This window comes from Pelosinus sp. IPA-1 (assembly GCF_030269905.1).
Taxonomy (GTDB): Bacteria; Bacillota; Negativicutes; order DSM-13327; family DSM-13327; genus Pelosinus.
The window spans coordinates 60,866-76,583 of record NZ_BSVC01000006.1; the positions used below are offsets into that span (position 1 = coordinate 60,866).

General features: G+C 38.3%; 14 protein-coding genes and 1 other annotated feature. Of the genes, 12 read left to right on the plus strand and 2 right to left on the minus strand.

Annotated features, from left to right (window positions below; translation table 11 throughout):
- Positions 1-87: 87 nt before the first annotated feature.
- The 10 genes from QSJ81_RS15200 (at position 88) to QSJ81_RS15245 (ending at position 10,095) form a co-directional block, all read left to right on the plus strand.
- The gene (locus tag QSJ81_RS15200) at positions 88-1,557 is read left to right on the plus strand and encodes a hypothetical protein (RefSeq protein WP_285718217.1); all 1,470 of its coding nucleotides are present in this window, start codon (positions 88-90) and stop codon (positions 1,555-1,557) included.
- Between the two features lie 313 nt (positions 1,558-1,870).
- On the plus strand, positions 1,871-2,140 hold the full coding sequence (locus QSJ81_RS15205) for an ACT domain-containing protein (protein ID WP_285718218.1): 270 nt from the start codon (positions 1,871-1,873) through the stop codon (positions 2,138-2,140).
- Positions 2,141-2,158: 18 nt separating this feature from the next.
- A complete protein-coding gene (locus QSJ81_RS15210) occupies positions 2,159-3,517 on the plus strand; it encodes a PFL family protein (RefSeq protein WP_285718219.1) in 1,359 nt (452 codons plus the stop codon).
- 86 nt (positions 3,518-3,603) lie between these two features.
- Positions 3,604-4,236, plus strand: a complete 633-nt coding sequence (gene nth, locus QSJ81_RS15215; protein ID WP_285718220.1) for an endonuclease III — start codon at positions 3,604-3,606, stop codon at positions 4,234-4,236.
- An 87-nt stretch (positions 4,237-4,323) separates the two neighbouring features.
- Complete coding sequence (locus tag QSJ81_RS15220) at positions 4,324-4,926, plus strand: peptidylprolyl isomerase (RefSeq protein ID WP_285718221.1); 603 nt, start codon at positions 4,324-4,326, stop codon at positions 4,924-4,926.
- Positions 4,913-5,191 (plus strand): GIY-YIG nuclease family protein, encoded by a 279-nt coding sequence (locus QSJ81_RS15225; protein WP_285718222.1) that lies wholly within the window; start codon positions 4,913-4,915, stop codon positions 5,189-5,191. Before QSJ81_RS15220 ends, QSJ81_RS15225 begins: the two co-directional genes overlap by 14 nt.
- A 135-nt stretch (positions 5,192-5,326) precedes the next feature.
- Positions 5,327-6,883, plus strand: coding sequence for an ABC-F family ATP-binding cassette domain-containing protein (locus QSJ81_RS15230; RefSeq protein ID WP_285718223.1), 1,557 nt, complete (start codon positions 5,327-5,329; stop codon positions 6,881-6,883).
- A 252-nt stretch (positions 6,884-7,135) separates the two neighbouring features.
- A complete protein-coding gene (locus QSJ81_RS15235) occupies positions 7,136-7,804 on the plus strand; it encodes a C40 family peptidase (protein WP_285718224.1) in 669 nt (222 codons plus the stop codon).
- 92 nt (positions 7,805-7,896) lie between these two features.
- Positions 7,897-8,147, plus strand: a binding site (T-box leader).
- 50 nt (positions 8,148-8,197) lie between these two features.
- Positions 8,198-9,214 (plus strand): 3-deoxy-7-phosphoheptulonate synthase, encoded by a 1,017-nt coding sequence (gene aroF / locus QSJ81_RS15240; RefSeq protein ID WP_285718225.1) that lies wholly within the window; start codon positions 8,198-8,200, stop codon positions 9,212-9,214.
- The gene (locus QSJ81_RS15245; protein WP_285718226.1) at positions 9,211-10,095 is read left to right on the plus strand and encodes a prephenate dehydrogenase; all 885 of its coding nucleotides are present in this window, start codon (positions 9,211-9,213) and stop codon (positions 10,093-10,095) included. Before aroF ends, QSJ81_RS15245 begins: the two co-directional genes overlap by 4 nt.
- Before the next feature lie 21 nt (positions 10,096-10,116).
- Here the strand turns inward: QSJ81_RS15245 and QSJ81_RS15250 are convergent, their stop codons facing one another.
- Together QSJ81_RS15250 and hydG are read right to left on the minus strand one after the other, a co-directional pair.
- Positions 10,117-11,730, minus strand: coding sequence for an SGNH/GDSL hydrolase family protein (locus QSJ81_RS15250; protein WP_285718227.1), 1,614 nt, complete (start codon positions 11,728-11,730; stop codon positions 10,117-10,119).
- A gap of 246 nt (positions 11,731-11,976) precedes the next feature.
- Positions 11,977-13,404, minus strand: coding sequence for a [FeFe] hydrogenase H-cluster radical SAM maturase HydG (hydG, locus tag QSJ81_RS15255; protein ID WP_285718228.1), 1,428 nt, complete (start codon positions 13,402-13,404; stop codon positions 11,977-11,979).
- 270 nt (positions 13,405-13,674) lie between these two features.
- On the opposite strand from hydG, the gene QSJ81_RS15260 reads away from it, so the two are divergent.
- On the plus strand, positions 13,675-14,154 hold the full coding sequence (locus QSJ81_RS15260) for a YmaF family protein (RefSeq protein WP_285718229.1): 480 nt from the start codon (positions 13,675-13,677) through the stop codon (positions 14,152-14,154).
- 145 nt (positions 14,155-14,299) lie between these two features.
- Complete coding sequence (locus QSJ81_RS15265; RefSeq protein WP_285718230.1) at positions 14,300-15,655, plus strand: FMN-binding glutamate synthase family protein; 1,356 nt, start codon at positions 14,300-14,302, stop codon at positions 15,653-15,655.
- Positions 15,656-15,718 lie beyond the last annotated feature (63 nt).

Below are 15,718 nucleotides of genomic sequence, written 5' to 3' on the forward strand. Positions count from 1 at the left end.
TTACTAAATTTAAACTACTACAAATTATGTTTGGTGGGTGTCCACGTACACTATAATTTAGATTTTCAAAGGGAAGGAGATAGAGATTTGATGAGAACCAATGGTGTAGAGTACTGGTATTCTGTAACAGTTTTTATCGCAGCTAAGGGTACTCCCACAACCACACATCCTTCTTCTGGAGGGCATATGTGGTTTGGGTTGGAAGATTATACGAATGGTTATAAGATAGACTACTATGGGTTTGCGTCGGCAAATGGATTGCCATGGGGACCGGGAACAGTTGTAACCAATGATAATGAGACATATCAATATTCCGCTTATTGTATAAAGTTTCCTCTTACGAAAGAACAGTATGCAGCAATTAATGAATATGTCTATTTAACCATTGAACATAAAACATCTGGGATAATATGGGGCAATGAAGTATTTAATGGATACAGTGTATTCTCAAATAGTTGTGTTGACTTTACTTGGACTGCTCTTAGGCAAGCGGGGATTGGTAAAAGTCTCAACTTTTTTCTTGAGGATGGGCATTTGGTACCGACGTGGAATATACCTTTGCTAAAACAGGTTCACAAGCAATGGATGCCTGCATGGATTGCTGAGAACACATCTCCTTTTTATGGAGGTGTGGTAAATGATGAACGCACCAAGACTGAATACTGGGAACATGGTACAGGTGGCGCTGATGATTGGATGCCATCGGAAGAAAAGCATACTGTACCAATAAAAAATGTATCATTAGTAAAAGAAAGTTATAAGCAATGGACATCTGAAGGAGAATTAAATAACACAAGTTCTACGTATACTGATGTGGTCAACAATAATATTGACAGAATCAAATATGAGAAAGATGGTATTGAAGGAAATGATAATTGGGCATTGAGTAAGCAAGATGAAACTTTAATCATGTTAATTCCAAATAACTTAACCCCAATTGTCACTTCCAATGTTGAAATTGAGCAAACCGAACCCCAGATCCAAGAGTTGTTTAGTCAGAAAATGATAAGTATAGTCAAAGAAAAATCACAAGGTTATGAAAATGATTTTTCAAAGGAATTTCTAGCCAGTGAAAGTATTGAAGAGTTAAATGAAACACAAAAAAAATATTTTAGCCTTCATAATATAAGTCAGTTACAACAGCAAGACGAAAAATTTACATTTAACCAAGAAAAGTTTTATGAAAACTATGATGAAAAGTTCAAAAGCTTATCAAGAGACCTAGGAACGATATCCAATGACATGTTCACTCGATCTGACAGTTTAATGCTTCAAATGAATAAGTATTTATTAAATGCTTTTTCTAACAAAAGTCAAGATGATGAAGATATAGGTACTACTGTTGCTTTTCAGAGCAGTAATGGGGCATCTAATACTGTTTTTGTGCCTCAATATCAATCTAAGAGTGATTCTAGTCAAGTTTCCCTACAAAGTGGAGTAACAGCACAAGCAACAACTGTCAATATTGTAAACAATCTAGGAGTTACTCTGTCGGCGGTTTCTAATACTAGATGGAATGGAAAACAGCATGTAGTTGATGTGGAATTGAGCGCATAGTAGTGTTGTTTGTATTTTAGGTTAACAGTTAAAAATAAGAGAATTAAATATTCCAAAATGTATAACATCCGCGTTTGCAAGGTATAGTAAAACCATTGCACGCGGATGTTTTTGCTATTTTGGCAGCCTCAAAATAATATATAAATATCAGAATATAAAAACTTTTTCGCGAAACCTTGGCTTTTATATTTATTCTCGTATAATAGATATAAAGTAACATCTTTGTTAGTGTTACAAATGTATTTTTAAAATAGACAAGGGATAAAGTAGGCATTATAATAATAAGATCGACAAAAAAATGGAGAGTGAAAATATGAAAGCAGTAATTACAATTGTAGGACAAGATCGGGTTGGTATTGTAGCTATGGTCAGCGAAATTTTAGCAACGAACAGTGTAAATATTTTGAATATCAACCAAAATATTTTAGAAGGCTTTTTTAACATGGTAATGATTGTTGATATGGGCAGTAGTAAGATTAGTTTAAAGGATTTACAACAAGTTCTTAAAGGAAAAGGGCAAGAACTTGGACTGGATATTAAATTGCAGCACGAAGATATTTTCCAGATTATGCACCGAATATAATAGTAAGGGGGAACGTTGATGTTAACAATTCAAGAAATATTAGAAACAAACCGGATGATAGAACAAAACAATTTTGATGTTCGCACAATTACATTAGGAATTAGCTTACGGGATTGTTGTCATCCTGATATAAAAGTATTTTGCCAGAATGTGTATGAAAAAATTACTCGTGCTGGCGAACATTTAGTACGTACGGGCGAAGATATTGAAGCTGAATATGGAATTCCCATTATCAATAAACGTATATCTGTAACGCCGATTGCAATTGTTGCCGAGAGCTGTCATGCCGATAGTTACGTTCCGGTGGCTCATGCTTTGGATGCTGCGGCAAAAACCGTTGGTGTTAACTTTATTGGTGGTTTTTCTGCGTTAGTCGAAAAGGGGTATACAAAAGGGGATCGAATACTCATTCAATCCATTCCAGAAGCTTTAGCCCAAACAGAGCGGGTATGTTCTTCCATCAATTTAGCCTCCACAAAGGCTGGCATTAACATGGATTGTGTCCGTGAAATGGGACAAATTATTAAGCGTACAGCGGAACTTACTAGTGATCGTGATGCTTTAGGCTGTGCAAAGTTAGTAGTATTTGCTAACGTTCCAGAAGATAATCCATTTATGGCTGGTGCTTTTCATGGCGTTGGTGAAGCAGAAAAGGTAATTAGTGTAGGGGTTAGTGGTCCTGGTGTGGTAAAAAGGGCCTTAGAAGAAGTAAGAGGAAAAGATTTTAGTGCTGTTGCTGAAACCATTAAGAAGACAGCCTTTAAAATTACTCGAGTAGGACAGCTTGTAGCTCAAGAGGCTTCTAGGCGTATGGGGGTTCCTTTTGGTATTATTGATTTATCTTTGGCGCCTACACCAGCAGTCGGAGATAGTGTGGCTCATATCTTGGAAGAAATGGGCTTAGAAAGCTGTGGCGCTCCTGGAACGACTGCAGCCTTGGCTATATTAAATGATGCGGTCAAAAAGGGCGGGTTAATGGCGTCTTCTCATGTTGGCGGACTAAGTGGGGCTTTCATTCCTGTTAGTGAAGACGCAGGGATGATTGCTGCTGTAGAACGTGGCAGCTTAACATTAGAAAAATTAGAAGCCATGACTTGTGTCTGTTCTGTAGGACTCGATATGATTGCAGTAGCTGGAGATACTTCAGCAGCTACTATTTCTGGTATTATTGCTGATGAAGCTGCTATTGGTATGATTAATAATAAAACCACGGCAGTACGTATTATTCCTGTACCTGGCAAGAAAGTTGGTGACAGTGTGGAATTTGGCGGTCTTTTAGGATATAGTCCAATCATACCTGTCAATACATTTAAATCCGATGACTTTATTGCTCGCGGTGGTAGAATTCCTGCACCAATTCGCAGTTTGACAAATTAGTAATATTGTTTTAAATTAAAACATAACCCTTTCTAATTATAGAAAGGGTTTCTTTTCTACTTAAAAAAGCTTAATTTGGAGGATTTATGCGTATTACAAAAGCCATCAAACAACAAATGTTGTCCATATTAGAAGAGTGTTACCAGGGGACATCAACGGCACTACATTATTCTTCTCCATTTGAATTACTCATTGCTGTAGTGTTATCTGCTCAGTGCACTGATGAGAGGGTAAATATCATTACGGCGCGTTTGTTTCCAGAATATAATACGCCAGCAAAAATAAGAGATATGGGCAAAGATAAATTAGAAGAGTATATTAGAGATTGTGGTTTATTTCATAGTAAAGCGCGGAATATCTTGGCTACCTGCGAAATTCTATGCCAGAAATATGGCGGAGAAGTGCCACAAACTTTTGATGAATTGATTACACTTCCGGGTGTTGGCAGAAAAACAGCCAATGTAGTTTTGAGTCAGTTATTTAATATTCCGGCCATTGCTGTAGACACTCATGTATTTCGTGTGTCAAACCGATTAGGATTAGCAAAGGGAGAAACACCGATTGCCGTTGAAGAAGGGTTAATGAAAGCAATTCCTAAAAGTCAATGGAGTGATGCTCATCATTGGCTTATATGGCATGGTCGAAAGGTATGTAAAGCGCGCAAACCTGCTTGTGGTACCTGTCCATTAGTTGCGATTTGTCCGAGTAAATATATTTAAGACTTCGAGGGATCCTATAGAAAGTTGTGATTTTCTGTAGGAGTGATATAATATTAAAGTAATTTAATCGGCAGGGGGAATAAAATCATGTCTAAAAAGATCGTAAGTATCTTACTTATTTTGTTTGTACAAGTATTTCTAGTTGCAGGATGTTCCGGTAATACCGGAAATTCAAGCAGTCAGCCAGTACCTGAGAGTGCACCAAAACAAACAGCTACCAAGAAAAATAGTGTGGCGAAATTTGAAACTTCAAAGGGGAATTTTACAGTCGAACTATTTGAAGATAAAGCACCAGTTACTACGAAAAACTTTATTGATCTAGTAAACAAGAAATTCTATGATGGATTGATTTTTCATCGAGTCATTGACGGTTTTATGATACAAGGTGGCGATCCTAAAGGTACTGGTACAGGCGGACCGGGATATACCATAAAAGATGAGTTTCATCCTGATCTAAAACATGATAGTGCGGGGATTCTTTCTATGGCTAATGCAGGACCGAACACAGGTGGTTCTCAGTTCTTTATTACTTTAGCACCTACACCATGGTTGGATAATAAGCATGCTGTATTTGGTAAGGTGATTACAGGGTTAGATGTTGTGCAGGGAATTGGTAAAGTAAAAACAGGTTCCATGGATAAGCCTGTGGAAGATGTTGTAATCAAGAAAATTACCATTGAACAGCCATAAAAAAATGCCATATACCTACATCGTTCAGTGCGCAGATGATACCTTATATACTGGTTGGACTGTTGATTTAGAAAAACGAATGATCGCCCACAATAAGGGTGTTGGCGCAAAATATACCAGTAGTCGTGTTCCAGTTGTACTTGTATACTGGGAACAGCAGGAGAGTCAAAGTACAGCACAGAAAAGGGAAGCGAGTATAAAAAAACTTAACCGTAGTCAGAAGCTGACTTTAATTCGAGAATTTACTCAAAGTAACATAACGTAGAAAATAAAAAGCGCAAAGTAAGCTTGCAGGCAAACTTACTTTGCGCTTTTTGATTCAAGGAAGTTTTTTTTGACACAATGCGTTTTACAAGCTACAATAATAAAGAAAAAATTTAAGCAATGCAGGTGAATAGATGTGAGTGTATTAACAGTAGAAAATGTAACACATGGCTTTGGTGGCAGACAAATTTTAGAAAATGCATCCTTTCGTCTCTTAAAGGGAGAGCACGTAGGTTTAATTGGGGCAAACGGTGAAGGTAAATCTACCTTTTTAAATATTATTACAGGACAGTTAATGCCAGACGAAGGTAAGGTAGAATGGTCGAATCGAGTAACAGTAGGTTATTTAGACCAGCATACAGTACTACAAAAAGGGAAAAGCATACGAGAAGCTCTTCGCGAGGCTTTTCAAGGTATGTTTGATCTAGAAGCTGAAATGCTGGGGATTTATGATAAAATGGGAGATGCATCACCCGCAGAATTAGATAAGATGATGGAAGATGTAGGCGAGATTCAGACTATTTTAGAGTCTAACGGATTTTACATGATTGATGCAAAAATTCTAGAAGTCGCCAATGGTTTAGGGTTAGCTGATATCGGCCTTGACCGAGATGTAGCTGATTTAAGTGGTGGCCAAAGAACAAAAGTACTATTAACAAAGCTATTATTACAAAATCCAACGATTTTATTATTAGATGAACCAACTAACTATCTAGATGTGGAACATATTGAATGGTTGAAACGTTATTTGAAAGAGTATGAAAATAGCTTTATTTTAGTTTCCCATGATATTCCTTTCTTGAATGAAGTTGTTAATGTTATTTATCATGTAGAGAATACGATTTTGACCAGATATACTGGGGACTACGAGCAATTCCAACAACTTTACAATATTCGCAAAGGTCAGGAATCAAAAGCTTATGAAAGGCAGCAGCAGGAGATTGATCGCCTAGAGGATTTTATTTCTCGCAATAAGGCGCGGATTTCCACAACTGGCCGGGCAAAAAGTCGACAAAAACAGCTTGATAAAATGGAAGTGCTAGAAAAGCCAAAAGAAAAACCAAAAGCAACCTTTCAATTTAAAGAAGCTAGAACACCTAGCCGTATGATTGTAGAAGCAAAGGATCTGGTATTGGGTTATGATGAACCCTTAACTAGGCCTGTTACCTTTCAGCTAGAGCGGGGACAAAAAGTTGCCATTCGTGGTGTCAATGGGTTAGGTAAAACCACATTATTAAAAACCATACTAGGAAAAATTCAGCCTGTAGCAGGAAAAGTAGAACTTGGTGACTTTTTGTATCCTAGTTATTTTGAACAAGAATCCAATCGTAATAACAACAATACAGCGATGGAAGAAGTATGGGAAGAATACCCGGGATTAACTCATTTTGAAGTGCGTCAAGCTTTAGCACGCTGTGGCCTTACTAATGATCATATTACCAGTCAAATGATGGTACTAAGTGGTGGCGAAAATGCAAAAGTACGTTTATGCAAGTTAATGTTAACCGAAGCAAACTGGCTTGTAATGGATGAACCTACCAATCATTTAGATGTGGATGCCAAAGCAGAGTTAAAAAAAGCGTTAACAGAGTTTAAAGGGACAGTACTGTTAGTATCCCATGAACCAGAGTTCTATGAAGATTGGGTAACACATATTTGGAATGTTGAAGATTGGACAACTAAAGTCGTTTAACCTGTTAAGAAAAGACTTGGCTTGTGCCAAGTCCTCGAACGCAGGCAGAGGCCTTAGTCGTTCTTACTTGGAATCAAGAAAGTGTTATACTTTCTGATTCCGCAAAAAAGGCTCTTCCTTAAAGGAGAGCCTTTTTCTTATGCAGCTATAACAAATTAAATAAATCAACTGGATAATTTAGGAATATTGCAGGATTTTAGGTAAATATAGCGAAATAACGGACTAAAGGCTAGAAAGATGGAGGAAAGTAATATGGTTAGCAGATTCAAAGTATTGGTTGCAGGAATTTTATTTTGTACAATTCCAGTGGTAGTATATGCGGCTCAAGCTCCATTTAGAGAAGGGGATCAAGGGGCGGAAATTGCATCCATACAGATGAAATTAAGAGAGAAAGGCTATCCGATTACCAAAGCCGATGGAAATTTTACGGCGGAAACCACAAAGGCTGTTATTGGATTTCAAAAAAAAGAAAAGCTTAAAGCAGATGGAATTATTGAAGAAAAGACCTATTTAACTTTAATGGGCAAAAACATAAAAAGGAACGACGAAAGTGCCAACGAAAAAGCAAAGCAAATTACAGATACTGCCTTAGGGTTTGTTGGAAAACCCTATAAATTTGGTGGTAGTACACCCAGTGGTTTTGATTGCTCAGGATTTGTTCAATATGTATTTGCTAAAAAGAATATTGCACTGCCACGTACTGCCGATACCCAATTTAAGATAGGAAAAATAGTACCCAAGAACAAGTTAGGGCAGGGAGACTTGGTTTTTTTTAGCACCTATGAACCTGGTGCCTCTCATTGTGGCATTTATTTAGGGCAGGGTAAATTTATTCATGCATCGAGTCATGGTGTCATGGTCAGTCAATTAGAGGAGACTTATTGGAAGACTAGGTACATAGGCGCAAGACAAGTAATTTAGCTAAAAAAGTAGCACTTAAAAATAAAGATGTCTTTTAATGCTTGACACTTGTGTAAAGTTTTGTTATATTATCATTAAATCAATAATTAAGTGTAAATACGATGAGTAGGATAAGTAAGTTAGTGGCATTTTACAGAGAGCCAGGGGGTGGTGTGACCTGGTAAATGTGCTGATTGAAATACACCTAGGAGTAGCAGGTTGAAAAGGTAAAAGTAGACCGTGCCGGAATGCCACCGTTATTGTAGGCTAGAGTATCAGGTAATTATGCCTCGTACTTGAAATGATGAATTAGCTTGCAGTGCAAGCAGGGTGGTAGAGCGAGTGATAACATCTCGTCCCTGTATAGGGATGAGGTGTTTTTTATTTTATCTAAAATTAAGGGGGATATAGAATATGATTATAGTAATGGGACCAGAAGCAACAAAAGGTCAAGTCAATGTGGTAATGGATAAATTAATTGCCTTAGGTTTAAAAGTACATTTATCAGAAGGGGCAACTCGTACAATTATCGGTATTATTGGTAACAAACAGTTAATTGCAGATTTACCGATTGAAGCGATGGATGGTGTTGAAAAAACAGTTTCAGTAACTGCGGATTACAAACTAGTTAGCCGCGAATTTAAGCAGGAAGATACAATTGTAGATGTTGCAGGTGTGAAAATTGGCGGAAATTACTTGTCTGTTATGGCTGGACCTTGTGCTGTGGAAAGTCGGGAACAGTTATTGGAATCTGCCTTTATCGTAAAAAAGGCAGGGGCCCAGTTTTTGCGTGGGGGAGCTTACAAGCCTCGTACTTCTCCCTATGCATTTCAAGGATTAGAAGTGAAGGGACTGGAAATGTTAGCGGAAGCAAGAGAGAAAACAGGGCTCAAGATAGTTACAGAAGTAGTCGATGTAGAATCCGTTCCTGTAGTGAGTGCTTATGCAGATATGCTGCAAATTGGTTCTCGTAATATGCAAAACTTCCAACTATTGAAAACTGTAGGAAAAACGAATAAGCCAGTACTTTTAAAACGTGGTTTATCAGCTACGATTAATGAATGGTTAAATGCTGCCGAGTATATCATGAGTGAAGGTAATTATAACGTGGTGCTATGTGAGCGTGGTATTCGGACTTACGAAGAATACACAAGGAATACATTAGATTTAAGTGCAGTGGCTGCAGTGAAGAATATTAGCCATTTACCAATTATTGTAGATCCTAGCCATGGAACAGGTCGTTGGAAGTTAGTGGGTCCTATGGCACGGGCTGGCATTGCTGCTGGTGCAGATGGTTTGATGATTGAAGTGCATCCAAATCCAGCAGAAGCGTTATCGGACGGTAAACAATCTTTAACCCCTGAGAATTTTGAACTTACCATGCAAGAAGTGGCTACTATTGCAAGTGTGATGGGGAAAGTAATGTCATGAAGTCCATGTGTATCACAATTATAGGATTAGGATTAATTGGTGGTTCACTCGGATTGGCGTTGAAGAAACGCTGTGGGCAGGACGTGGTTGTAACAGGGGTCGATTACGATCTAGTTACTTTGCAGCAAGCGATAGAACGTGGTGCGGTAGATTATAGTACTAACGACGTGGGAAAAGGCGTAGAAGAGGCAGATGTGATCTTTTTATGCACTCCAGTTCTGCAAATGCTACCAATTATAGAAGAGTTCCTGCCTTATGTTAAAAAAGGTTGCATTATCACAGATGTAGGGAGTACAAAAGGTTTTTTAGCAGAAAAGATATTGGATATTATACCCGAAGGTATTGACTATGTGAGTGGCCACCCTATGACGGGGATAGAACAAAGTGGTATTATGGCAGCAGATCAGGGATTGTTTAAAGATAAATGGTATATTGTGATCCCAGAGGCATCCACTTGTTCTAAGGCTGTACAGACTATTAGTCAGGTTATTACTTGGACAGGGGCAAGAATTACAACAATGGGCTTGAATGATCATGATCAGTGTGCAGCCATCATAAGTCATGTTCCCCATGTGGCTGCAGCGGCACTTGTTAATCTACTAGGCCAGTATCCAAATTTAGAGGAAAGTTTTAAACTTGTGGGAGGAGGCTTTCGTGATACAACAAGGATAGCTTCCTCTAATGCAGATATGTGGGCAGATATTTGTCTTACAAATGCCCGGCCTATAACAGATAGTTTATTAAAGATGAAAGAGCTGCTTAATGAGATGATAGAAGCTATGGAAAAGAGTGATAGACCAGCTATCCACCATTTTTTCAAAAGAGCAAAAGCTCGACGTGATGCACTAATAACAAAAACAGACTCCCAAATCATTTTTTAATGTAGCTTGGGAGCCTGCTTTTTATTGGGTTACTTTTGACCAGTTGGCATTAATAATCTCTGCCATAAGTTTTTTCCCTTCAATGTCCAGATGCAATCCATCTGTAGCATAGTGAAGAGGTAAAGCTTGATTTTCATCGGCAAAATAGGGTGCGATATCAACATAATACCGTTGCTGGCGGATAAAAGTATTGACAGTGGCAAATTCCTTTTGCCAATTTTGAACTGTATCTTCATCAAATGCTTGTGCAATAGCTGTAGGATTAATAGGTGGGAGGGTCAGGAATATTGGACGAATGCCATGGAGCAAACATTTGTCGCGAATGGCAGTAAGATCTTTAATTACCTGACTAGCTGGTATCCCACCACGCAAACTATTAGAGCCTCCCATGATGATAAGGAATTTGGGATGAAAGGGGAGAACATCGTCATCAAATCGGTTTGCCATAGCCTCGGAAGTATCACCACTTTTCCCTAAGTTGGCAGTGGGGAAAGACAAATAGGTTTGAAAGCTATATTCTAAATCCGCTGGTGAATAAGATATAGCACCACCGCCATGGGTTATGCTATCACCGAAAGTAGCTGCATATTTACCAACATCACGAGTAACAACAAAAGATTCAGCATCAGAATATACGCCGATGGCTTTTCCATTATCGTCAAGGCCCCGAACCCGCCAGAAGTAAGTGCCAGGAGTAAGTAAGGGCATTTCGTCGTAGCAGTCTGTTCCCATTTTAATGATTTGGTTCCTAATACGATGGCGAGAAGGCTCCACACCATTAGGATTCTCTGGTGAAGCTGTAGTTAGCTCCACTTCATAATTAGTTGCTCCAGCAATGGGAATCCAGGAATAGACAGGATAAAGGGGCATGGGCATGTTAGCAGCCTTATAGCCCGTATTGGAAATTGGTTTAAGTACTTGAGGTAGTGAATGGTCAATGAAAATTTCTGTAGCGTCAGAAAATACACCAATTGGATTTCCCGCGAAATCTAGAGCACGTACTCGCCAATACAAATGATTACTAGGGTATGTGGAAAGGTTTATACTATAACCATTAGTAAATACTTCACGAGTTGAAAATACCTGATATTCTGATGGAAGTATACCATTCGGATTCTCTGGTTGCATGCTTAGAAATTCAATTTCATAATAAACCGATCCTGGGAGGATTGTCCATAATAACATAGGAATATTGGGAGCTGGGGCATGAATGGGGTAATGTATCAAAGCCGCAGGCTTTTCGGTCTCCTTATGGAATTTTGTATCTATGATAGGAATGGCTTCTGAATAGTAACCCAGAGGATGATGAAAGAGGCTATGAGCAGATACTCTAAGGTAAGTACTTTCAGGAAAATTTTGATCGATTATTATTGAATTGTCAAAGGTACGATATTTGATAACACGATGATAAGGAATCATGGAGGATTTGTCTGGAGTTTGTTCAGGAATATGATTTAGGACTTCAACTTCGTAGTATGCGAAGTAAGGTATTTTCGACCAGGTTATTGTATATTTATCTTCTATGCGATTTATATTTAAAGAAGGCTTATAATTACCAAATCCCACTCTTTCATTGCTTTCAACAAAATATAGGATACTTATTACTATTACTAATAAAATTAACAGTCGTCTCATGCATAACACCTACTTACTTAACTTGTATAAGAGTTCTTACAATTTTTTTTTACTCTTTGCTTCATGTTACCATAAATTGGTCAGTATTACCATTGGGATTCTTTAATGTTAGTTATATTATGTCAACTTTAGCAGAATTTATGGATAAAATCAATAAAAAAGCTACTGGTTACTACCAAAGGCGGCAACCAGTAGTTTTTTGCGGAATCAGAAAGTATAGCACTTTCTTAATTCGTAACATATTTCTTAAAAGTACAAATCCCGGGAACCTTCTTCAATTTCTTTAAGACGTTTGATAGTTTCAGTGCGTATACTTTCCTGTGGTATAGAGGCAAGGTTCTTTGTAATCATAGTTTCTCCTACTTTTTTCAGAGAATCATCTGCGTAATCAATGAGATACTCTTTAAAAGTTAATAAAGCATTTGGTAAACAAACATTTTGTATTTCGCCGCTTTTAGCCAGACTCATAAATCTGTCTCCAGTACGACCTTGACGGTAGCAGGCAGTACAGTAGCTAGGGATAAAGTTTTTTTCACATAACATACGGATAATCTCGTCGGGTGAACGATCATCACCTGTTTTAAATTGCATAGCTTCCTTAACAGTATCTGAGTGGTCTTGACTTTGCTGGTAACCGCCCACGCCCGTACAGGAACCCGCACTGATTTGAGAAACTCCATAAGTAAGCAGGGTGTCTCTGAGTTTTGGATGTTCTCTAGTAGACAAAATAATACCCGTATAAGGCACCGCTAAACGCATAACTGCAATTATTTTTTTGAAACTTTCATCGTCGACCAGATGCGGGAAATTTTCTAGGCTAATGCCATCAGCTGGTCTTAGACGAGGTACTGAAATGGTATGAGGACCTACGCCGAATGTTCGCTCCAGATGCTCAGCATGTAAGAACATGGATACTGTGTCATATTTATAGTCATATAGTCCATAGAGAACACCAATTCCCACATCGTCAATACCTGCTTGCATAGCTCGATCCATTGCTGTAGTATGCCAATTATAATCTTTTTTTGGACCGCTGTGGTGTAGTGCTTCATAAGTAGGGCGGTGGTATGTTTCCTGAAACAGGATATACGTGCCTATGTCAGCATTTTTTAATTTTCGGTATTCGTCAATAGTAGTGGCAGCAACATTAATATTAACACGTCGAATGCTGCCGTTTTCATTTGTTACGCTATAAATTTCTTTAATTGTATCGACAACATAGTCAATGGAACAATTTAGATTATCTTCACCAGCTTCAACAACAAGACGTTTGTGGCCTAAAGATTGAATGATAGCTACTTCTTGTCTAACTTCTTCCAGTGATAAGTGGCGACGTAGTTGTTCTTGATTGCCGCTGCGATAACCACAATAAGAACAGTCGTTAATACAATGGCTAGAGATGTAAAGCGGTGCAAATAGTACAATTCGTGTACCGTAAATAGCTTGTTTAATATCAGCAGCCACCGCATAGATCGATTCTAACAGATCTGGATCGGTGACTTCTAAAAGAATCGCTACCTCAGCAGCTGATAAGCCTTGATATTGCTCAGCTTTAATAATAATGTTGGTTACAAGTTCCTTATCCTGTGCTTTACTTTTCGCTTCCTGGAGTAATTGAAGAATTAGAGTATCGTTAATAAACGCATCAGATGTTCGTTCGTTAGATGAAATCAATTAGGTGGCCCCCTTATCGTAATTGGTTTACACGAAGAAGCCTCCGTGTTTATTTAACAAGATAGGAAGTCCTCCTTTTGTCGATGACAAAAGAGAACTTCCTATCTTGTTCATCGTGTTTATCCAGTAATACATTTTTTTATCTGTATACATTATATAGTAAAAGTTAATAAGAATATATAGTTTTAAAGAAAAGTTATTGTTTTTATTATGCACAAATGGACTTTAACAGCATATAATGCTATGAGAATTATAGGAGGTGTATTAGGAATGCTTAATGATGAGGATCGAAAACATAAGGGAGATTATGAAGATAAATATATGGCAGATGGAAATAATACAGATATGATTCATGTACATATGTTTACGACAGAGGTAGATGTTGCTGATGATCATCAACATGTACTTTTAGGCGTGAGTGGGCCTGCTCGTATGGAAGGAAGATCCCACGTGCATCAAATTCGTACAAGAACATCCTTTACAACAGAGAATCGGCACTGTCATTGGCATTTGGTGGATATTATGACGGACTGCGCAGTTGCCATGCCTAACGGCACTCATACCCATTATTTTGCAGGACGAACAAGTATGAATGATGATCATTGTCATCATTTTGCAGATGTAACGACTTTAGGGCCTGATAGATGCTTAGAAGAAGATGATGATGAGGATGAAGATTGTATATTTCCTCCTAAGGACTGCAAATATAAATATAAATATAAACGTCCTGAGGATGAAGAGTTTAATTAAGAAAAAGGGCATCTACCAACTGATTGGTAGATGCCCTTTTTGTAATCAGAAAAGCATATATAAAATTCTTTTACTTTTAAAATATTTTTTTATGATAAGTTATAATAAATACCGCATATTACCATACTAAGTATGGAGGTGTTGTATGTTATTAAGTTGGATGATGATGAAACTTATGGATCCCTCAATCGATGAGGCAACGAGAAAAATGCTGACAGAGGATTACCCGGATAATCCTTTTCTGATGGTGACTGTAGCTGAAAAGTTATCACCTCGTGCTATGATGGAAGCTGCTATGCGTGCAGAGGCTGGTAAGGAATTAACTCGTCCCCTTGGTAGTCCCATTGTGTTATCACCTTGGGATAAAATCTTACTAAATCCTAGGCAATTATTTGAACTACCACCCCCCGATTACAAAAATATTGATATGAAGACTGTAATTGGTCCAAGGGCAAAGAAACCCTTACAATTAGATATACCTATAATGATTACAGGTATGTCCTATGGCGGATCGTTAAGTCTACCGATAAAAGTAGCCTTAGCGAAAGGTTCGGCACTGGCGGGCACATCTACCAATACTGGTGAATCTGCTGTTACAGGGGAAGAGCGTGGTGCTGCAAAATACCTTATTGGACAATACCATCGTGGTGGCCAACTAAGTGGTAAAGAACAATTAGGTCAATTAGATGCAATCGAAATTCAATTAGGACAAGGTGCTTGGGGGGGCGCAGTTACTGAAACAATGAAGGCAGATAAAATTGGCGAACATCTAAGAAAAGCTTGGCATTTAGAAAAAGGAGAGGATGCTACGGTATATGCCCGTATGCCAGGGAAAAATACAACGCAAGATTATATTACGATGATTAATGAAATGAAAGCCCAATATGATGTTCCTGTAGGAGTGAAAATAGCTGGTACGGATTACATAGAATATGAATTGGCTGTGATAGCAAAAACGCAAGCAGATTATATTGTAGTAGATGGTTCAGAGGGCGGGACTGCAGTTGCGAACCCTACATTACAGGATAATGTGGGCTTGCCTACTTTTCATACACTAGTGAGAACAGTAGATTGGCTAACAAAAAATAACTTACGGGATAAATTTAGTGTTATCGTTGCTGGTGGTTTAACGACCCCTGGTCATTTTTTAAAAGCTCTTGCCTTAGGAGCGGATGCTGTTTATATTGGATCCATTGCTCTCCTGGCGGCACTTCATACACAGATGACAAAGGCCTTGCCTCAGGCTCCTCCTTCCCAAATGCTATTATATACAGGTAAGCTTACAGATAAACTAAATGTTGATGCAGCAGCCCTTCATTTGGCGAAGTTTTTAGACTCTTGTAAAATTGAGATGCAATTAGCAGTGCAGGCAGTTGGCAAGAGTAGTATTACTGAACTAAATCGTAGCGATATGGTAACCGTAGAGAAGGACTTGTCTGAGTTTGCAGCCATTCGATATGCCGGCAGTCACCGGAATGATCAACAGGAAAACAAATGCTAAATGTATGAATATAAGGATAAGGGCCTCTTCTATATGGAGAGGTCCTATTCATATTCTCTCCAG